The organism is Martinezella sp. CNPSo 3732, from assembly GCF_057784515.1.
The window spans coordinates 165,723-185,786 of sequence record NZ_JBXSOO010000002.1 but is presented as its reverse complement, the minus strand read 5'-3'; the positions used below and the strand labels follow the sequence as shown (position 1 = coordinate 185,786).

Annotated in this window: 21 protein-coding genes; 6 read left to right on the top strand and 15 right to left on the bottom strand. The window is 60.3% G+C overall.

Annotated features, from left to right (window positions below; genetic code table 11):
• Positions 1-86: 86 nt before the first annotated feature.
• From AC13RM_RS05780 to AC13RM_RS05735, 10 genes are all read right to left on the bottom strand, one after another.
• On the bottom strand, positions 87-1,643 hold the full coding sequence (locus AC13RM_RS05780; protein ID WP_374815903.1) for a Do family serine endopeptidase: 1,557 nt from the start codon (positions 1,641-1,643) through the stop codon (positions 87-89).
• A 167-nt stretch (positions 1,644-1,810) separates the two neighbouring features.
• Positions 1,811-2,248, bottom strand: coding sequence for a cytochrome c-type biogenesis protein (locus AC13RM_RS05775; protein WP_374816250.1), 438 nt, complete (start codon positions 2,246-2,248; stop codon positions 1,811-1,813).
• 125 nt (positions 2,249-2,373) lie between these two features.
• Positions 2,374-4,362 (bottom strand): heme lyase CcmF/NrfE family subunit, encoded by a 1,989-nt coding sequence (locus AC13RM_RS05770; protein WP_374815901.1) that lies wholly within the window; start codon positions 4,360-4,362, stop codon positions 2,374-2,376.
• Positions 4,359-4,808 carry a cytochrome c maturation protein CcmE gene (ccmE, locus tag AC13RM_RS05765; RefSeq protein ID WP_374815899.1) on the bottom strand — a complete coding sequence of 150 codons (450 nt, stop codon included), beginning with the start codon at positions 4,806-4,808 and terminating at the stop codon, positions 4,359-4,361. Before ccmE ends, AC13RM_RS05770 begins: the two co-directional genes overlap by 4 nt.
• Positions 4,805-5,947: a c-type cytochrome biogenesis protein CcmI gene (gene ccmI, locus AC13RM_RS05760; RefSeq protein WP_374815897.1), complete on the bottom strand. Its 1,143-nt coding sequence runs from the start codon at positions 5,945-5,947 to the stop codon at positions 4,805-4,807. Before ccmI ends, ccmE begins: the two co-directional genes overlap by 4 nt.
• A 95-nt stretch (positions 5,948-6,042) precedes the next feature.
• Entirely contained in the window at positions 6,043-6,474 is a 432-nt protein-coding gene (locus tag AC13RM_RS05755; protein WP_374815896.1) for an RT0821/Lpp0805 family surface protein, read from the bottom strand.
• A 91-nt stretch (positions 6,475-6,565) separates the two neighbouring features.
• Positions 6,566-7,960, bottom strand: coding sequence for an ATP-binding protein (locus AC13RM_RS05750; protein ID WP_374815894.1), 1,395 nt, complete (start codon positions 7,958-7,960; stop codon positions 6,566-6,568).
• Positions 7,950-8,621, bottom strand: a complete 672-nt coding sequence (locus tag AC13RM_RS05745) for a response regulator transcription factor (RefSeq protein WP_015339225.1) — start codon at positions 8,619-8,621, stop codon at positions 7,950-7,952. The genes AC13RM_RS05750 and AC13RM_RS05745 overlap by 11 nt, the downstream gene beginning before the upstream one ends.
• A 122-nt stretch (positions 8,622-8,743) precedes the next feature.
• Positions 8,744-8,998, bottom strand: a complete 255-nt coding sequence (locus AC13RM_RS05740; RefSeq protein WP_113229446.1) for a hypothetical protein — start codon at positions 8,996-8,998, stop codon at positions 8,744-8,746.
• A 548-nt stretch (positions 8,999-9,546) separates the two neighbouring features.
• On the bottom strand, positions 9,547-9,855 hold the full coding sequence (locus tag AC13RM_RS05735; RefSeq protein WP_440479119.1) for a Dabb family protein: 309 nt from the start codon (positions 9,853-9,855) through the stop codon (positions 9,547-9,549).
• A 154-nt stretch (positions 9,856-10,009) separates the two neighbouring features.
• Between AC13RM_RS05735 and AC13RM_RS05730 the strand changes: the two genes are divergently transcribed.
• Positions 10,010-10,339, top strand: a complete 330-nt coding sequence (locus tag AC13RM_RS05730; protein WP_162738099.1) for an MmcQ/YjbR family DNA-binding protein — start codon at positions 10,010-10,012, stop codon at positions 10,337-10,339.
• Here the strand turns inward: AC13RM_RS05730 and AC13RM_RS05725 are convergent.
• Positions 10,317-10,805, bottom strand: coding sequence for a YcgN family cysteine cluster protein (locus AC13RM_RS05725; RefSeq protein ID WP_440479128.1), 489 nt, complete (start codon positions 10,803-10,805; stop codon positions 10,317-10,319). The two genes, AC13RM_RS05730 and AC13RM_RS05725, sit on opposite strands and share 23 nt — an antisense overlap.
• A gap of 168 nt (positions 10,806-10,973) precedes the next feature.
• Between AC13RM_RS05725 and AC13RM_RS05720 the strand changes: the two genes are divergently transcribed.
• The 3 genes from AC13RM_RS05720 to AC13RM_RS05710 all read left to right on the top strand — a co-directional run bounded on the left by AC13RM_RS05720 (position 10,974) and on the right by AC13RM_RS05710 (position 14,537).
• The gene (locus AC13RM_RS05720) at positions 10,974-13,193 is read left to right on the top strand and encodes a transglycosylase domain-containing protein (protein WP_488554697.1); all 2,220 of its coding nucleotides are present in this window, start codon (positions 10,974-10,976) and stop codon (positions 13,191-13,193) included.
• Positions 13,194-13,408: 215 nt separating this feature from the next.
• Positions 13,409-13,996: a DUF1214 domain-containing protein gene (locus AC13RM_RS05715; RefSeq protein WP_285173623.1), complete on the top strand. Its 588-nt coding sequence runs from the start codon at positions 13,409-13,411 to the stop codon at positions 13,994-13,996.
• On the top strand, positions 13,989-14,537 hold the full coding sequence (locus AC13RM_RS05710; RefSeq protein WP_488554696.1) for a DUF1254 domain-containing protein: 549 nt from the start codon (positions 13,989-13,991) through the stop codon (positions 14,535-14,537). The genes AC13RM_RS05715 and AC13RM_RS05710 overlap by 8 nt, the downstream gene beginning before the upstream one ends.
• A gap of 98 nt (positions 14,538-14,635) precedes the next feature.
• Here AC13RM_RS05710 and AC13RM_RS05705 read toward each other — a convergent pair whose 3' ends face one another.
• Positions 14,636-14,803: a hypothetical protein gene (locus AC13RM_RS05705; protein WP_488554695.1), complete on the bottom strand. Its 168-nt coding sequence runs from the start codon at positions 14,801-14,803 to the stop codon at positions 14,636-14,638.
• A 523-nt stretch (positions 14,804-15,326) separates the two neighbouring features.
• Here AC13RM_RS05705 and AC13RM_RS05700 point away from each other — a divergent pair.
• A complete protein-coding gene (locus AC13RM_RS05700) occupies positions 15,327-15,533 on the top strand; it encodes a hypothetical protein (protein ID WP_113229441.1) in 207 nt (68 codons plus the stop codon).
• 428 nt (positions 15,534-15,961) lie between these two features.
• Positions 15,962-16,981, top strand: coding sequence for a DUF2336 domain-containing protein (locus tag AC13RM_RS05695; protein WP_488554694.1), 1,020 nt, complete (start codon positions 15,962-15,964; stop codon positions 16,979-16,981).
• Between the two features lie 7 nt (positions 16,982-16,988).
• Here the strand turns inward: AC13RM_RS05695 and AC13RM_RS05690 are convergent, their stop codons facing one another.
• The 3 genes from AC13RM_RS05690 to AC13RM_RS05680 form a co-directional block, all read right to left on the bottom strand.
• Complete coding sequence (locus AC13RM_RS05690) at positions 16,989-17,348, bottom strand: DUF1491 family protein (protein WP_488554693.1); 360 nt, start codon at positions 17,346-17,348, stop codon at positions 16,989-16,991.
• Positions 17,349-17,444: 96 nt separating this feature from the next.
• A complete protein-coding gene (locus tag AC13RM_RS05685) occupies positions 17,445-18,482 on the bottom strand; it encodes a peptidoglycan-binding domain-containing protein (protein ID WP_488554692.1) in 1,038 nt (345 codons plus the stop codon).
• Positions 18,454-20,007 carry a sensor histidine kinase gene (locus tag AC13RM_RS05680; RefSeq protein ID WP_488554691.1) on the bottom strand — a complete coding sequence of 518 codons (1,554 nt, stop codon included), beginning with the start codon at positions 20,005-20,007 and terminating at the stop codon, positions 18,454-18,456. The genes AC13RM_RS05685 and AC13RM_RS05680 overlap by 29 nt, the downstream gene beginning before the upstream one ends.
• Positions 20,008-20,064: the final 57 nt, after the last annotated feature.

Below are 20,064 nucleotides of genomic sequence, written 5' to 3'. Positions count from 1 at the left end.
CCAGTCATCTTTGATATGTTGTAAAAAGGAAGCCGCGCAAGCCGTGGCCTGCGCGGCTTCCTGATTCATTTCATTCGCTTAAAGGATCAACCGGCATTGATCGGGAGAGCGACGAAGCGGCTGCCATTGCCGGACTGAATCTGGAATAGGGCGCGCGTGCGGCCATCCTTCTTCGCCTGCTCGATGACCTTGGCGATGTCGCCGGCGTTCGAGACCTGCTGGTTGTTGACCGAGGTGATCTTCTCGCCCTCCTTCACGCCCTTGTCGGCGGCATCGGAGTCGGGATCGACAGCGGTGATCGCGACACCCTTGCCATCGTCGGAAGGGCCGACGGTGAGGCCGAGGTCAGCCAGCGCCTTCTCGGAGGACGGCTGCTGCGGCTGCTGATCCGGCTGCGAGTCGTCATTGGAGGCCTGGTTCTGATCGGCGGGAAGCGTGCCGAGTTCGACCGTGACCGACTGCGATTTGCCAGCACGCCAGATCGAAACATCGACCTTGGAGCCCGGCTGCATGGCGCCGATGCGACGAGCGAGATCACGCGGATCCTTCACCGGATCGCCATTGACCGCCGTCACGACGTCGCCATTCTTGATGCCGGCCTTCTGGCCAGGCGAGCCATCCTGCGGGGAGACGACCAGAGCACCGCTTGCTTCGGACAGGCCGAGGGATTCGGCGATGTCCTTGGTGACGGGCTGGATCTGAACGCCGAGCCAGCCGCGCGAAACCGTGCCGGTCTTGATCAGGTCGGTTACGACATCCTTGGCGGTCGTGGCCGGAATTGCGAAGGCGATGCCGACGCTGCCGCCCGACTGCGAGAAGATGGCGGTGTTGATGCCGACCACTTGGCCGTTGAGGTTGAAAGTCGGGCCACCCGAGTTGCCCTTGTTCACCGGCGCGTCGATCTGGATGTAATCGTCATAGGGGCCGGAATGAATGTCGCGGCCGCGAGCCGAGACGATACCGGCCGTGACCGTGCCGCCAAGGCCGAACGGATTGCCGACGGCAACGACCCAATCGCCAACGCGGACCTTGGAGTCATCGGCCCAGCCGACATAGGTGAACTTCTTGCCCTTGGGATCGACCTTCAGGACAGCAAGATCGGTGCGGCTATCCTTGCCGACGAGCTTGGCGTCGAGTTCGGTGCCGTCATTGAGGACGACGACGAAAGCGGCACCATCGGAAACGACGTGATTGTTGGTGACGATGTAGCCGTCTTCGGAGACGAAGAAACCGGATCCTTGAGCGACCGGGCGCAGGCGGCCCTTGTCATCGGAATTCTTCTGCTGGTTCTGGCCATGCTGCTGGCCGCGACCCTGCTGCTGCTCGAACTGGCGGAAGAACTTCTTCAACGGGTGATCGTCCGGAAGGTCATCGAAGCCGCGGCCAAGACCGAAAGAATCATCCTCGTCGGCAACCGAGTTGACGCGAGATTCGACGCGAACGGACACGACAGCCGGCGATACGGCGTCCACCACATTGGCGAAGCTCGGAACCTGCGGCGCCTGAACGTTGACGGCATCGGCATAGGCACCGGTGACTACGGCCGGAACACCCGTTGTCAGGGCAGCGACAGCGAGGCCGGCGACGACGGAAGCCTTCATAGCAGTGCTGCGGGACAAGGTGTCCTTGATATTCCTGAACATATGCGAATTACCTTCTCTCTTCTCGTCGGATTTGCGCCGGGAGAACCGGCTATGGTTCATCATGATGGAGATATAGGGCACGGCACCTTACAACGAACTGTCCGCCCCATGAAAAATTTGTAATGTAAGGAAATCGTTGCAATGTGACGACGGAAGATGAAGCCGCGTCACTTCCCCAGGATGTCTTTCAACTGCGCCTCTTCATCGGCACTCAGGGGGTTGCCGGTGGGCTTGCCGGTACGACGACGCGCATAGACGGCAAGGGCTAGTCCACCTGCTAAGAAAAGCGCGATCGGTGCGCCCCAGAGAATATAGGTCTTCGCGCTCAGGCGCGGCTTGAGCAGCACGAACTCGCCATAGCGGGAGACGATGTAATCAAGCACCTGCTGATCGGTGTCGCCATCGGTCAGGCGCTTGCGCACCAGCAAGCGCAGGTCACGCGCGAGATCGGCATTGGAATCATCGATGGATTGGTTCTGGCAGACCATGCAGCGCAATTCGGCCGAGATGGTGCGCGCCCGCGCCTCCAAGGCCGGATCGGGCAGAACTTCATCGGGATTGACGGCAAAGGCGGGTGCCGCGGCAAAGAGCAATGCCAGCAGCATAAGCAGGCCGACGAACACCCCTGCCTTCTTTCCAGCCCCTCTATTCTTGATGGGGAATCCCCCCTCATTCGCCCTTCGGGCACCTTCTCTCCGAGGGGCCGATGGGGGTGTGACAATCAAACCTATCATTCAGCCGGCTCCAGGGTCGGACGAGCCGGTTTCGCCTTACGGCTCGGGGCGCCGACGCGCAGACGACGGTCGCTGAGCGATACGAAGCCGCCGATCGCCATGATCAGCGCTCCCAGCCAGATGCAAAGAATGAACGGCTTCCACCAGATGCGCACGACCATGCCGCCATCCTTGCCGGCATCGCCGACCGACACATAGAGCTGGTTGAGGCCGAGCGTGAGGATGCCGGATTCGGTAGTCGCCGTGCGGCTTGCCGTGAAGACACGCTTGGCGGAGGACATTTCCGCAAAGGCAACCCCTCCACGGCTAACGGTGAAGTGAGCGCGATCTTCTGTGAAATTGGGGCCGACACCCGGCTGCACGCCGTCAAAGCGCAGGCTGTAGCCGCCGAGCTCGGCTGTCTCACCCGGCTTCATGCTGGTGATGTGTTCCCCCTCGAAGGTGGTCACCGCAACAATGCCGAGTACGGTGATGCCGAGACCCGCATGGGCAAGAGCGGTGCCGAAGGCTGAGCGCGGCAGCCCACTCAAGCGCCGCCAGGCGACACCCGCCGCCACCTTGCCGACGCCGGCGCGATACCAGAGATCGGCCAAGGCGCCGAAGACCAGGAAAAAACCGGCGGCGAGGCCGAGAGCAGCAAGTACCGGCCCACCATGCTCGACATAGAACAGGATAAGGCCGACCAGGAAGGCCAGGCTCGCAACGACATAAAGCCTCTGCAGCGCACCGAGCAGATCGCCGCGCTTCCAGGCGAGCAGCGGGCCGAACGGCACGGCAACGAGGATCGGCGTCATCAACAGTCCGAACGTCATGTTGAAGAAGGGCGGGCCGACGGAAATCTTGTCACCGGTCAGTGTTTCGAGCGCCAGCGGATAGAGCGTGCCGGTCAAAACCGTGCCGCAGGCGACGGTCAGGATCAGGTTGTTCAGCACCAGGGCGCCCTCGCGCGAGATTGGCGCGAACAATCCGCCGGCGGCAAGCTTCGGGGCGCGCAGGGCAAACAGCGACAGGGCACCACCGATGAAGATCAGCAATATGCAGAGGATGAAGATACCGCGCGTCGGATCGCTGGCGAAGGAATGGACCGAAGTCAGCACGCCGGAGCGAACGAGGAAGGTACCAAGCAGCGACAGCGAGAAGGTGAGGATCGCCAGCAGCACCGTCCAGATCTTTAGGGCGTCGCGCTTTTCCATGACGACAGCCGAATGCAGTAGCGCCGTGCCGGCAAGCCAGGGCATGAAGGAGGCATTTTCCACCGGATCCCAAAACCACCAGCCGCCCCAGCCGAGCTCGTAATAGGCCCAATAAGAACCCATGGCGATGCCGAGCGTCAGGAAACTCCAGGCAGCGAGCGTCCAGGGGCGAACCCACCGCGCCCAGGCGGCATCGATACGCCCTTCCAGAAGTGCGGCGACGGCGAAGGAGAAGCAGACGGAAAAGCCGACATAGCCGAGATAGAGCAAGGGTGGATGGATCGCCAGGCCGATATCCTGGAGCACGGGATTAAGATCCTTGCCCTCGGCCGGGGCCGGGTTGAGCCGAAGGAACGGATTCGAGGTAAGTAGAATGAAGACCAGAAAGGCCGACGAGATCCACGACTGCACGGCGAGCACGTTGGCGCGCAGCACGTCGGGCAGATTGCGCCCGTATAGCGCAACGAGCGCACTGAACAGCGCCAGGATCAACAGCCAAAGCATCATCGATCCCTCGTGATTGCCCCAGACGCCGGAGATCTTGAAGATCAGCGGCATCAGCGAGTGGGAATTGGCCCAGACGTTGAGAACGGAGAAATCGGAAGCAACATAGGCATAGGTCAGCACGCCGAAGGAGAAGGCGACCAGCAGAAACATGACGATCGCGCCGACCGGGGCGATATTCATCATCGACACGTCACCGCGCCGGGCGCCGATAACAGGCAGGATGGAGACGATCAGCGCGGTCGCGAGCGCCAGCACCAGGGCATAGTGTCCGAGCTCGATGATCATTGGCTGGCCTCCTCGCCTTTCCACACGCCATCAGCCTTCAGCTTGTCGGCGACCTGCTTCGGCATGTAGCGCTCATCATGCTTGGCGAGTACGCTGTCGGCAACGAAAACGTCGCTGCCCGGCTCAAACTTGCCTTCGGTGACGACACCCTGTCCTTCGCGGAACAGATCCGGCAGGATGCCGTCATATTTGACCTTGATCGTATCGGCGCCGTCGGTGACCGAGAATTGAACCTGCGTTCCCTGACCGCGCACGATCGAGCCCTCCCTGACAAGCCCGCCCAGGCGGATCAGCGTGCCGGCATTGACTGGCGTTTTGGCGAGATCGGCCGGCATGTAGAAATAGGCGACCGACTGGCTGAAGGCGAAGAGGACGAGCAGCACGGCAACAGCGATGAAACCCATGCCGCCGGCGATCACAGCCAGTCGTTTCTGCTTGCGGGTCATTGCTGCGTCTCCTCCGTCGGCAATCCCAATTCCTTCGCCAGCGCCAAAAGCTGCTGGCCCTCCCCTCCATTGGCCGGAAAGGCCGCGAGACCGCGCTTCAACGCATCCGCTGCGCGTTCCCGATCATTCAACACCGCATAGGAGCGGATCAACCGCATCCAGCCCTCGAAATTCTTCGGATCTTGCTTGAGCTTAGCATCGAGGCTGTCGACCATACCGCGGATCATCTGCTGGCGGTCGCCGCTGCTCAGCGCATTGGCCGCAGCGATATCCTCCGCGGTCGGATTGCCGGGTGCCTTGTCGTTCGCCGATGCCGTCGGCTGGCCACCATTCTTGACGACGTGTTGGTCAACGACAGCAAGCCAGGGCGCATCAGGCGGCGATTGCTTGGCGAGAGCCTCGAAGGCGGTCTTTGCATCTTCAGCTTTGCCCTCCTGCTCCAGCGCGAGCGCCAGATAGAAAAGCGTGCGCGGATTGGCGGCATCGAGCGCTAGGGATTGCTGCAGCACGCCGCGCGCCTCCGCCGTTACTATGCCATTGGCCTTGACGACCAGCACCTCGCCCAGATCGCCAAGCCGAGTTGCGTTCGGCCCCAGCAGGCGGATGACGTTGCGATAGGCAAGCTCCGCATCGCCGATACGGTTGGTCTTGAAATAGATCGGCGCCAGGACCTCCCATCCCTTGGCATCATCCGGGTTTTTGGCCAGATGCTGCTCGATCTTGACGATCGAAATGGCGAGATCGCTTCCTGGCTTTTCGAGCCGCGCTTCCAGCGGCTGCGCCGGCAGGCCGGGATCGCCATTGAAAAGATAGAGACAGAGACCAACGGCCGGAAGAAGGACGATGATGAAGGCCTGGGCAAGACGATAGCTGCCATGCGCAGGCGATTTCACTGTCGTCTTTTCATCCTTGGCAGCAGCGATGAGGCGCCGTCCGATTTCGGCGCGGGCATAGCCGGCCTCCTGTGCGGAGATGAGGCCGCCGGCAAGATCGCGCTCCAATTCACGAAGCTGATCGCGATAAACCTCGGCCTCTCCGGAACGACGCTCCTCCGCCTCCTTCGCACCACGCAGAAGAGGATAGAGCAGCACAGCGCCAACAACCGCCGTAAGAACGGCCACGAGAATCCAGAACAGCATAGACGCCCAATACTTTAACGGGGCGCTTATTCCAACCGGGAAAGGCTATCTGACGAAGATTTGAGGCGTTTGGCCGCGCCCTTCAGTGCAGACGCCTATTCAAGCGGCGTCCAAGTGCCGTCGTCGTTGCGGCAGGCCGCACCCCTTGCCGTCGTCGGCTTGCCGTCGACCGTGACTATATGAGTATATTGCCGGCAATTCTGGGAACCGACCTGATAGGGCGCAGCGGGGACAACCTCGCCACTCGCATTCCTGCCCTTCCATGCCACGGGTTGGCCAAGCGGCGAGGTCTCAAGCGCCCGATATTCGGCTTCCAGCGCCCGCTGCTTGTCGCTGTCGCTGAGTTTGATGCCGGTGCGCTCGACGATGCCACCATCAAGAGCATTGATGAAGGTTGCGGAAGCCGGAGGCTTCGCAGACGAAAACAGGCTCTTGCCGCCTCCCAGGCTACTTGTCGTCGAGCAACCTGAAAGCGCAACCGCGGTGAAAAGAGAGGGGACAATTAGAAAAAAGGTACGAAGCTTCATACAACCGAACCAGTATCAAAAAGCAAAACCATAGGTACTGCGCTGCGGCATCATCATGACCCACAACGCCTTTTTGGCATCATGCCGTTCCTCACGCAACATCCTTCGTCAAGCCCGGCAAAATTAGGCTCGCGCGAAGCCCGCCCCAGCTGCCCCGGGAGAGCTCGAAACGGCCTTGATATTCATTCGTAATCTCGCTGACGATCGATAGGCCGAGACCGGTGCCGGGCTTGCTCTCATCCAGTCTACGCCCGCGCTTTAGGGCTTCGCGGATCTGATCCGGCTCTAGCCCGGGACCATCGTCCTCAACCACCAGTTCCACCCAATGGCGACGCGCCGGATCGATGCCCTTGACCTCGGCCGGCGCCTCGCTTGCAACCAGACGCACCTTGTGTTCGGCAAAGCGGGCGGCATTTTCAAGGAGATTGCCGACCGTCTCCTCAAGATCCTGCTGCTCCATGGCGAGCGCCAGATTGGGCGAGACGGAGAGTTCGAACTCCTTGTCGGCGTTCAGCCGACGCATGACACGGACGAGCCGCTCCAGCGCCGGCTCGGCTTCAGTGCGCGCCAGCACGGATTCGCGCTGCGCGGCGATGCGGGCACGATTGAGATAGGATTGCACCTGACCCTGCATCGCCTCGGCCTGGTTCTTTACCAGATCGCCATGCGAGCGCTCCAAGACACGGGATTCATTCAGAAGAACCGCAATCGGCGTTTTTAGCGAGTGTGCGAGATTGCCGACCTGCATGCGGGCGCGCTCGACGATACGCCGGTTACTATCGATCAGCGCATTGATCTCATTGGCAAGCGGCAGGATCTCGCGCGGAAAGTCACCTTGCAGACGCTCGCTTTCACCGGCGCGGATACGCTCCAGCGCCGCACGCGCCTTATCGAGCGGCTTCAAGCCATAAAGAATGGCGAGCGCATTGACGATCAAGCTGCCGACGCCGAAGCCGACGAGTGCGAAGTAGAGGCTGTGGGAGAAATTGCGGACATCATCCTCGACCACGGCGACATTGCCGGTGACGCGAAACCGAGCCGCATGGTCCGTATCGAACTGGATTTCCGTTTCCGCCACCTGCACGCGATTTCCGAAGGCGTCGGTGACGATATAATAGCGCTCGTAATTCTTATCGAAAGGCGCTTCCAGGACGGATAGAACCGGCAGGTTCGACGCGCCGAGCGACGACGAAACTAAGGGGGTTGACGTATATGTGCCGAGCGGCTCGACTATCCAATACCAGCCGGTTTTCGGCTGTGAGAAACGGAGGTCTCCAAGCTGCGGACTGCCTGACAGCGCACCCTGATCACCGATCGTCACGGAATTGATGACGTTATAGAGCTGGGCGCGCAATAGGTCCTGAAAGCCGCGCTCGGCGTTCTTGCGGTAGATATCGGAGATGACAAGGCCGATCACCACCAGCGCCACAGCAGACCAAAGCGTGGTCAGCAGCAGGACGCGAGCGGTGAGAGACTTAATTCGCATTGGTTGGAGCTTGGATTCTGTAACCAAGGCCGCGAACCGTTTCGATCAGGTCGACACCCATCTTCTTGCGAAGGCGCCCGACAAACACTTCAATCGTATTGGAATCCCGATCGAAATCCTGATCATACATATGCTCGACCAGCTCGGTGCGGGAGACGACCTCGCCCTTGTGATGCATGAGATAGGCAAGCAGCCGGTATTCATGAGACGTAAGCTTGAGCGGCTTGCCGTCGACGGTCGCCTTCGAGCTCTTGGTGTCGAGACGCACCGGACCGCAGACGATTTCCGAGGAGGCATGGCCCGCGGCGCGGCGGATGAGCGCGCGGATGCGGGCGAGCACTTCCTCGACATGGAAAGGCTTGGCGACGTAATCGTCCGCACCGGCATCGATGCCCGCCACCTTGTCGCTCCAGCGATCACGGGCGGTCAAGAGGAGCACCGGCACGGTGCGCCCGGCGCCGCGCCATTTCTCAAGCACTGTGATGCCATCCATTTCAGGCAAGCCGATATCGAGGATGATCGCGTCGTAAGGCTCGGTATCGCCGAGGAAATGCCCTTCCTCGCCATCAAAGGCCGTATCGACCACATAGCCTGCCTCCTTCAAGGCCTCGGCAAGCTGACGGTTCAAGTTGATATCGTCTTCGACTATGAGAATGCGCATCTCTAAATCCAATTTCCCCGGTTCGAGAAACAGTACCGCAAATTGTGGTGCAGTGGAATCACGGAAACAATAAGATTTCGTGTAAGATTCAAGGCTTTAGGTTGGCACCAAAAGCGCGGGGATCACATCGGCACCTTCATCGTCACCTTGCGCGGGCGCTGGCCGTTGCCCTGGACGAGAACGGTGATGATACAGCTGTCGCCGGAAGGTTGTGCCGAAAGAAGCTGGCCACCTGTCTTGGCGACGACCTCCTCGGCTGCCTCACTGCAATCGCTGTTAGCGCGCGCGACCAGGGTCGACGTCGGCGCTGGCGCCGGCAGAACAGACGAGCCAGCCAGGACGAGGGCCGCTGCTGCCATGCTTGAAAATGAGGCCATGCTTCGGACTTCCCACAGGGATATGAACTTGGTCGATTATTTACCCAAACACGTCTGAATGGCAAATGAATGGGCTGTAATTTTCGATCCATCGGGCGCAAGGGGCGCCGGGCTGATGCGTTAAGTCTTTGAAATTATTGAATGTGAATCCACTGCAACGTGACAACGGCAACCGTTTGTCGCTCCAGAGCGCGGCCCCAATACAATCTATCGGCGATATGCGTGAATCGATGCATGTCCGCGTTCGCGGGCACCACATCCGGAGCCGCAGGCTTAGCCATTTTTAATCATTCTCGCTTATCATCGGTTCATGTGGGCGAGATGACAGTGCCCCCTCGTGGCCGATGCAACCGGCCTGAAGACGCCTTATCGGCATAAGGCGTGGCGATTTCCTTGAGTCCTTTGAATCGCTTGCCACGATTTCCTCTCAAGTTGAGGCCGGGGCTTCAAAAGTTGATTGAAGAACCTCAAGCCGAAAATCCGCTTGCCAACAATCCGATTCCGCTGGTGTGCTCAATCCATTGAAAAGGCTGCCCCGGGCCAGACGTTCAGAAAGGTTTACGGACGGCCGTCGCCGTCTCATAGTCTGCCGCAATGCGCATTTCGCGCAGCGGACGAACGCGCTCGATGGAGCGCTGGTAATTCGGATGAGCCTTGTAAGCCGCCAATGCCGCCTCGTCGTCGAATTCGCCGTAGACTACCAGATCGACTTCGGTTCCAAGCTGATCGGTCTTGACGTTCGTGCCGATCTCCAAAAGCCGCGCATGCGGAATGGCCGTGAGGATCGAGAGGCCGGAACGGACCTCCTCAAGCTTGGCACGATCGGGGACGGTAAAGAAGACGATATGACGGACCACGAGGCGGCTCCTTGTGCATATGCGAGGGCATCGCGCGATACCATGCGTGTGGGAGCAATTCAACAAACCGTCCCTTCGCTTCCTGGACCATCTCGTCGCAGGTCATGCAGGTGGCATTTACCGCGTGGCGGCGCGGCATGCTATCATCGCGACCATGACCGACGAGGACCTTATATCCCTTGCCCTTGGCCTGCCGGAGGCTACAGAAAGCTCACACTTCGGAACCCGCGACTTTCGTGTTCGGGGCAAGATCTTCATGACACTCCGGGGACCGGATTTCTGCGTCGTCAAGCTGACGCCGGACCAGCAGCAGATGGCTTCGACCATCATGCCTGAACATGTCGCCGCCGTACCAGGCGGTTGGGGCCTGAAGGGGTGGACACGACTTTTTCATCGCGATGCCGGAAACGAAGAGGTCAAAAGACTGATGCGCCAGGCCTGGCGGAATGCAGCGCCGAAATCTATGACTGTGCCGGAGGATTAGGCATCATGTCGTCCTCGACGGTCAGCGGCCAGTCGACGACATAATCTTCGAAATCGTCAAGATCGACATCCTTCTCGCTGACGGTGCGCCCTCTGGCGGAAACACCAGCGATATGCACCGTTTCCGGATCACCCGAGATCAGCGGATGCCACCAATAGAGATCATGGCCCTCATTGACGAGGCGGTAGGCGCAGGTGGGCGGCAGCCATTCCAGCTCCGGCACTTTCTCCGGCGTCAGCTGCACGCAGTCGGGCACGAAATCCCAGCGGTTCGGATAGCTTGTGCAGCGACAGCTTTCGCCATCCATCAGCTTGCAGCGGATCGAGGTGAAATAGACGTCGCCGCTATCCCACTCCTCCAGCTTGTTGAGACAACAGAGACCACAGCCGTCGCAAATGCTCTCCCATTCCGACGGGCTCATCTCCGCCAGGGTCTTGCTTTTCCAGAAGGGTATCTCATCTGTCATCATCGTCGTCCTCGCCACCCGCCAAAGAGGGAATTCGGGCTGCGGCATGCATGTCTCTTGTTCTTTTCTCTAAATCAACCAATTATTCAATTAGCCGTTCTATGAGATAATGGGCTTTGCGTGTGTCACAAGGAGACACGCGGCAGTAATGTGGTCGGGAAGTAGAGCGTGGAAGACCCATCCAATCCAGAAAACGGGCCGAAGATGGAGCCCGAGACGCCTAGGGATAACGGGGCCGAAAAGCCGCGGCGTCGGAAGCGCTATTTCTTTTTACGCCTCGATTCATGGATCGATTCCACTTTATGGAATGCCGGTTTCGGTCTCGCCGAAGCATGGGAGGAGATCACAATCTTCTTCCGCCGTTTCCGCGTTCGCGGCTGGAAACGCATTCTTTTCGAACTGCTCGGTGAAGGCCTGACGCTGGGGACGGCCGGCTCCGTCGTCATGCTGATGCTCGCCATGCCGGCCTTCGAGGCCACACAGGGCGACTGGCGCAACCGCGGCAATTTCGCCGTCACCTTCCTCGACCGCTACGGCAATGTCATCGGCCATCGCGGCATCATTCACGAGAATTCCGTGCCGGTCGACCAGCTGCCGGATTATTTCATCAAGGCGGTGCTGGCGACCGAGGATCGGCGCTTCTTCGACCATTTCGGCATCGACGTCATCGGCCTGTTCCGCGCAGTCACCGTCAATGCGCAGGCCGGCGGCGTCGTCCAGGGTGGCTCGACGCTGACGCAGCAGCTTGCCAAGAACATCTTTCTCAGCAATGAGCGCTCCATCGAACGCAAGGTCAAGGAAGCCTTCCTGGCGATCTGGCTGGAGGCCAATCTCTCCAAGAAGGAGATCCTGAGCCTCTATCTCGACCGCACCTATATGGGCGGCGGCACCTTCGGCGCAGCGGCAGCAGCGCAGTTCTATTTCGGCAAGAGCATTACCGACGTCAATCTGGCCGAAGCCGCGATGCTTGCCGGCCTCTTCAAGGCGCCGGCGAAATATGCGCCGCATGTCAACTTGCCGGCGGCGCGTGCGCGCGCCAACGACGTACTGTCCAATCTCGTGCAGAGCGGGCTGATGACCGAGGGACAGGTCGTCGCCGCACGGCGCAACCCGGCTTCGGTGGTCGACCGCGCCCAGATCGAATCCCCGGACTATTTCCTCGATTGGGCCTTTGATGAGGTGCAGCGGCTTGCTACCCGCTTCCCCGAACGCTCGCTGATCGTGCGCACCACCATCGATATGGGGCTGCAGAAGGCGGCGGAGGATTCGGTTCAATCCAGTCTAATGGAGTTCGGCGAGCGCTATAAGGCCAAACAAGGCGCTTCCGTCGTCATCGAAAACGGCGGCGCGGTGCGCGCGATGGTCGGCGGCAGCGACTACGGCGAAAGCCAGTTCAACCGCGCGACCAAGGCGCTGCGCCAGCCGGGTTCATCCTTCAAGATCTATACGTACTCGGTCGCGATGGAAAACGGCATGACGCCGACGTCCACCATCGTCGATGCGCCGATCAGCTGGGGCAACTGGAGCCCGCATAATTACGAAAACCGCTACGAAGGCAAGGTGACGCTCACCCAGGCGCTGACGCAATCGATCAACACCATCCCCGTGCGGCTCGCCAAGGAGAAATTCGGCATTCAGCCGATCCGCAACATGGCCAAGGCCATGGGCGTCGAGACACCGATCCGTAACGACAAGACCATTCCGATCGGCACATCGGAAGTGACCATCCTCGACCAGGCGACGGCCTATGCGGTCTTCCCGGCCAACGGCATGCAGTCGCGGCGTCACGGCATCGAACAGATCACCGGCTATGACGGCAAGGTGCTCTACGATTTCAGTCACGATGAACAGCCGGCCAAGCGGGTCCTCAGCGAAAAAGCCACATCCTATATGAACCAGATGCTGACGCAGGTTCCGGTGATCGGTACCGGCCGCAAGGCAGCCCTCGACAATGGCATCGTGGTCGGCGGCAAGACCGGCACGACGCAGGCCTATCGCGACGCCTGGTTCATCGGCTTTACCGGCAATTACACCTGCGCCGTCTGGTTCGGGAATGACGACTATACCTCCACGAACAACATGACGGGCGGCACCCTGCCGGCCATGACCTTCAAGAAGATCATGGATTACGCCAATCAGGGCATCGTACTGAAGCCGATCCCGGGAATCACCAACCCCTTCCCTGTACAGAAGCCGCAAACCGTTGCCGCCAAGAAGCCCGGCGACCCCGCCAGTGGTGGCCTGCCCCCGCTGGTGCGCCCACGCTCGCTTTCGGTGGACTCCACAAACATCCTGCGCGATATCGGCGAAAGGCTGAAGGCCGCGACACCGCTCGGGGCACAGAAGGTGGCGACGGCTGAGCATCGCAGCACGACGGCGCCTGAGTGACCAACTCCCCCAGAAAATGCGCCGCGGCGCAACGCAGATGATGGCGGCAAACCTGCCGTCGGACCTCAGGACGGAAGCCCATGTTTTGGATACCCGCTGCCGTTCCCGATCTTCGTCATTGTTCTCAAGATAGCCGTAAATAGTGGCTTGCCCTTTCCCCTACCGCCAGAATCAGGAATAAATCGACACTGATTTGTCACGAGGACGATCCTAGGGTGTTCCGAGTTCCCCTTCTTGTTGCGCTTTCGCTTGTCATCGCCTTTGGCGGCGGTATCGTGTTCACGCTTCTGGCGCTGGATGCCACATCAGGCTTTGGCGCGATCAAGCTTGGCGCCTGGCAGGCCTTCCCCGAAATGCAGACGGCGGATGCGGACCCTTATGCGAAATCGCATAGAGCTCGTGCGGGGCGGCTGCTTTACGGTACTGCCGAAGGGCTGGTATTCACCGCTTCCGATGACGATGCCGGCGCGAGATTGACGGCGAGCTGCAGCTACCGCATCAGCGGCCAGACGCCGCCGGCAAGGCTGTGGACCCTCTTCATCGCCGGCAATGACGGCCGGCCGATCGAAGATGCTGCCGGTCGCCCTTCCACCATCAATTCCTGGGTGGTGCTGCGCAAGCCGGATTCGACCTTCAACATCACCGTTTCATCCTCAGCCCAGGCGGGCAATTGGCTCGCCTTGCCCTCATCTGGCAATTTCCGCCTGGTATGGACGCTCCTGGATTCGCCGGCGGCCAGCAATTCCGGCCTGATCGATCTTGGCATGCCGAAACTCGAGAAGATCGGGTGCGGCAATGTTTAGATTCGTCTTCGCGATTCTGACCGGCCTATTCGGTGCGGTACTGCTGCATATCATCATCATTCTGTCGCTGCCGCACTTCTCCGATCGGGATGCCTATACGCGCGTTTCGGATGAGGGCGACGAGAACCATTTCTACATGCTCGACGACAAGGATGACGATGCTGGGCTTTCCAACACCGATCCTTATATCCGCACGGCCGTCTGCGCTTTCGACATCGAGGATACGCCCGTTCATTTGACCGCGAAGGGCAAGGTGCCGTTCTGGTCGCTTGCCATCTATGACGCGGCATCCAATGAAGTGTTCAGCATGAGCGATCGCACATCGGTCGGCGGAGCGCTCGATTTGCTACTTGCATCGCCTGTCCAGCTGACTGGCATACGCAAGGCGCTCCCATCCACCCTTGCCCAATCGATCCTGGTGGAAGTGCCGCGGGCTCAAGGCTATGCGGTGCTGCGCACCATGGCGCCGCAGGGAAGTTTCGATGATGCGGCGCAAGAATTCCTCTCTCAGGCCGGCTGCGACGAATTCGACAATGGTTGATATCTTTGGGGGTTGATATCTTTTGTTGGCTGAAATCTTTGCGGCGGCAAATGACAGGCCGGCGCGAACTCGCCCTTGGCTTGCATATATTGAAGCGCTTACTTTCCCTTTGCCCGCTTCGGCCCCGTCCCGGGACGATGCGTTGGTGTGTCAAGATGCTCGTAACGCACGCCGGTGAACAACAGTATCTTTGCCTCCACCGGCTCTTTCTGGGCGCGCGGCGGCAGGCGCAATCGCCAATCCGTAAGAGATATGATCTTTGCCATTCTCGTCTCCATTAATGTCTCGAGACGGATGAACCTGCGACTTGATTTCACCCTGCCCGCCACTGAAGCGGGCTAGCGCTCCCCTCCATTCCAGCCTTTGTCTCTGGGCTTCAATGGAGGCATTCGCGCCTTCTCACGGCCTTTCCCTTACACCGTGGCATGAGCACCGATTTTCGGCTTTCATGCTGCCTTTACATCAATCACATTCTGCCAATGGCTGCTTTCAATCGGAATTCAGACATATCGCAGTTAACAGAATGCTAATTCTCGTCGTCCGTCATTCTCGGCATCACTTGTTATGCTCTATTAACGCCGCGACGGCGGCTTTGGTTTCATCGGCCGTTGAAAAATTGCGGGACGCGTTTCTGCCCTGAAATCGAGCAATATCATGACCTTACCTACCCAGATGACCTAGCGGGCACATAGAAAGCGTGAATGCAACGTTGCAGAAAAGCGTCATACAAATATTATTTGCGCTCACAAAAAATTAACGTAATGTAAGGTCGTAATTCGAGGGCAATCAATGTATGCGACGGGCAGCTCCGTCTTTTCACCGGAGGATGTCACCGTCCTGCGCGATGCGCTGGATGGATGGTGCCTGGAAAAGCGGATCGATATTAAAAGCACGGAAGCCCAGTTCGCGGCTACGGCCGCAATAGGCCTTTTTCAATCCGGCTACAACACCTCGGAAAAGCTGCTCGCAGCCTTGCGCGAGCACAAGGGCATCTGAAGAATCCTATCTGCATGAAGAGACTGGATCTCCGCTTTGCAGCGGGTAGCGTTGCTTTTGACTATCTCCGCAGCCGAAGCACTCATAGGTTGAATTTGCCTGCGGGCGTCTATGCGCTGAAAGGTTTTCCACAGGCTCGCTTTCTTCCCGACTGCCGTCCATGCGGACAAAATGCGGCTGCGCACCTCGCGCAAGCTTAACGCGCAATTTTTATTCGGATTTTAATAAAGTTTTCACGAACCATTAACCCTGCCGGCCTTAGTCTTTGGCGAAAGCCACATAAGGACGACCGTGTCCATACCCGTTTCGACAGTCATCATCGAGGACGCCCTCTTTATCGAAAGAGTCGTTCCGTCCGACTGGAGTGAAGCAAAGCGGAAGCCATGGTCGACCTTCGGGCTCCCTGCTTTTTTGTTCGGCGTATCAGTATGGGTGTTGGCGTGCGTGATCGGTTTAGAGACCTTGAAGAACCTGCGACTGTCCGCAAGAAGGACGTGGTTCTGATGGCGACGATCACCAGCTTCGAAGGTATGGGCCATCCGTCCAAATCGGAACTTCGCCAGTTCGCAGAGCTTTTCACCCCCGTTTTCCAGGCATCTTCGAACGAGGCGAAGCGGCAGGCGGTTGCCGCCCTCTCCCAATGTGAAACCGTGCCCCAGGCCGTTGCCCTGTTCATCGGCTGTCAGCCGATCGCCATTGCCGCTCCGTTCCTCACGAGTTCGCAGGCGATCGACGACGATACACTCATCACTATCGCCCGCACGCAAGGGGCCGCCCACGCGCGGGCAATCGTCCGCCGCTCGTCGCTCTCTCCCAAGGTCATCGACGCGCTCGTCGGCCTGCATCAGGCCGAACCGGACCGTGGCATGACAGTGCCGGAGCAGCCGGCGGCCGCGGCTTCATCCCAAGCCGAGACGGCGGAAACCGAACGGCAGTCGCGCGAAGAAATCTTACGCCAGCAGATCAAACAGGCTGCGCGTCATCTGACCCGCGACGACAGCGACCGGCTCGGTCTGCGCAGCCTCAGCGAGACGCACGAGGCGCTGCTCGTCCGTTTTGCCCGCGAGCGCGATGCAGTGCAATTCGCAACGACGCTCGCCGATGCCCTCTCCTCCAGCTACTGGCTTGCTGAACGCATCCTGCTCGACACTTCGGGGCAACAACTTGCCGTCACGCTCGTCAGCCTCGGCATGGGCATCGCCGATGCCGTCTATTCGCTCGAGCGCTTCTATCCGCATCTGGCCGAACGGCATGGCAGCGTCAGCCGCGCATGGCTGGTGCTCGATGATATCGACTCGGAAGAGAGCCAGGCGCGCGTCGAGGCGTGGCGTCGCGCCGACAGCTATACCTATCTGCCGCAGGAAAAGCCGGCGCAGCGTCCTGCCGCACCGCTGTTCGGGCCGAATTCGGGATCCATCCGCGCGTTGCGTGTCGCAAACCGTCGATAAGGACGGCTCAATCCAGCGGATTGGCGCGGAAACCGGCTAAGGGGACGATATCGCCGATATCGTCCGTTTCCAGTTCGACGATCCATAAATCAGGATCGAATTTCAGCTCCCGATCAAGGGTTTCGCGGATTTCCTGCGGTTCCTTCCGCTCGATGCGGATCTCGAAGAGCCGCGTCCCGCTCTCCTCCTCATCGAACAGGCTCTGCGGTGCCGGCGCATAGAGGGTTTCCGATCCATCGCGGAAGCGCTGGCGGAAGAAGATCGCGCCGGCCTGCTCCTCGCCCTTGTGTTCGACAGCGGCAAAATCGCCACGCGCAAACAAGCGGCGGACAAGAGCGGAAACAAAGATGTCGCTGCGCAATCTCATGCCCGAGCTATAGCGGTGCAGGCCCGCCAAGGCAATTGAAGCCGCCTACAGCGCGTAGTCGTACCAGCTTTGCGGCAGAGGTTTGTACGGCGGGCTTCAGAGCGCGCCGATATCCTGCAGCTTCTTGAGGACCGCCATGTTCGGCTCCCCGGTCTCCGGCAGGCGATAGTGCTTCTGGAAGCGGCGGATAGCTGCCTTCGTCTGCTCGCCGGCAACGCCGTCGATGCTGACATTGCTATAGGCGATGTTGCTTAGACCCTTCTGGATCTGCATGACCATATTGACCTTGTTGACCGCATCGCTCGGCGTTGCCTTGGCAACGACAGCACCGGTCCGGATGTTCTTCTCGGCATTCTGGATGGCGGCAGCGACAGGGTCGATCGCATCCGCCGTGGCGGAAACGTTGACGGGGCGCTCGGTGGGGACGGCAGCCGCCACATTCGCTCGGCTGCCGGCCGACTGTGCAGCGGCGGCATTGCTGGCCTTGAGGGTGGCCAGAAGCTCCGGTGTCGGCGTGCCGGTCTGCGGAAGACCGGACGCCTCCTGGAAGAAGAGGATGGCCGATGTCGTGCGCGATCCCGGCTTTCCATCCGTTGCGCCATCGTAGAGGCCATGACGGATGAGCTCGGCCTGTACATCGGCAATCAGTTTCGATGGCGCGTTGGACGACTGTGCTGCGGCTGCGCTTGCGGCCTGCCCTGTTGAGGGTGGCGTGGCAGGATCGGAGGCCGAATCCTGCCGTTCTATCCGAAAGGTGGTGACGTTGCCGGCATCGGCCTGCTGCGCGTGCAGGAAGGATTTGCGGCCAGGGATCTGGTAGGGAGACGCGGGATCGCGTGTGCGCAATATGGGCGATGGATGCGCGCCTGTCTGATACCAGAGTGCGTTGGCGGTGACGAAACCGAAAACCCCGAAGAAGAGCGCGACGCCGCCGGCAATGGCGGGATGACGGCCGACTGCACTGCCGATCACGGCGGCGAGCGCGCCCGCACCGCGAAGGCCAAGGCCGCCCAGCGCGGTGCTGCCGCGCAGGCTCAGGCTGCCAAGGGCAACCGCACCACGGGAAGCCAGGCCGGGCTGCTTGCGCTTGCCCCTTCCTCTTCCCTTAGGCGATTTTCGCTTTTGCGGGGCCATTCATCAGTTCCTTGTTTCGCCCTTCATCTATCTCCACAGTATGTTTCAGGCGCGGCGGAAAATCGACAGGGCGATTAACATCCACAGGCTGCTGCATCGTCACGGCACCGGAGCCGTCGAACGGAATGAGGATGGTAATGACCGTGCCTTCGCCCGGCGCGCTGGCAATCGAGAAGTTTCCGCCATGCAGGCCGACGAGGCCCTTGACCAGTGAGAGCCCGAGGCCGGTGCCGGCATAGCGGCGGGTGTAGTCGTTCTGGATCTGCACGAAGGGCTGGCCGAGCGATGCCAGCCGTTCGCTGGCAATGCCGATGCCCGTATCGCCGATCGACAGCTTCAACATGCCGTCAGCCAAAGCCGCATCGATGGTGATCGCGCCGCCCGCATCGGTGAACTTGATGGCATTGCCGACGAGGTTGATGAGGATTTGCTGGATCGCCCGCTGGTCGGCGACGATCTCGCCGAGACCCCGTTGGATGCGGCTTGTGAGCGTCAGTCCCTTTTCCTTCGCCTGCAGTCCCAGCATGGCTTCGCATGTCGCAATGGTGTCTTCGATCGCGAAGGATTCGAGCAGCAGTTCGTAGCGGCCGGCCTCGATCTTGCTCATATCGAGCATGGTGTTGACGACCGATAGCAGGTGCGCGCCTGACTGACGGATCAGGCCGACATATTCGCGCTGGCGGTCATTTTCCAGCTTGCCGAAATATTCGCCGCTCAGAATATCGGAAAAGCCCAGGATCGCGTTGAGCGGGGTACGCAGCTCATGGCTGACGGCAGCGAGGAAGCGCGACTTGGCGTCATTGGCCGATTCCGCCTCGGCCGCCTTGCGTGCCGCATCCTCGCGAAGCTGCTGGTCCTGGGAGATATCGCGCAGCTGGCTGACGATTGCCGCCAGGCGCCCCTCGCCATCGCGGCGAGCGGTCAGCTCCATGCGAACATGGACGAACTGGTCATCACCGCCGACAACAGCCGAACGTTCCAGGCGCAGATCGGCGCTATGGGCATCCCTACCCTGGCGCAGCACGTCGATCGCCTGCAGGAAGACGATTCTGTCCGAGACGTGGATCTGCTCGATGAAGCCACGCCCGGTTGGGTCGCGCATCCAGCTCAGAAATTCCGCGCGATCGCGACCACCGACTGTGGTCACATTGCCCTGGGGATCGAGCAGCAGGACGAGGCCGAAGGCCGACTCCAGCATCAGATCGCGGTGCTCGACGACGACGGCCTCCGCCGGGTGGAGGGCAGGCCGCTGGCGCGACAGCGCGATGCTGCCGACGGCCGAAAAGAGGAAAGCGGCACAGACCGTGGCCACACCGGCAGGCAGCGCCACGGCCGGGCTGGTGACGAGGGAAAGACCAGCCGGAACGGCAAACAGCGCCACGGAAGAGACGAGCGCAAGCCGGCGCAGGATCGCCAGCTCCTGCCCACGGACTTCGCCATCCCCGCTCGTCCGGGAGAGCCAGCTTCGGCCTACCCGGTTCACGAAGGCTACGGCCCCGACAGAAATGTCACTCAATACGCGCACACTACAACCCGTCAAAACGGTCACTTATCGGACTGCACAATAGGCCCCGCCGGCTTA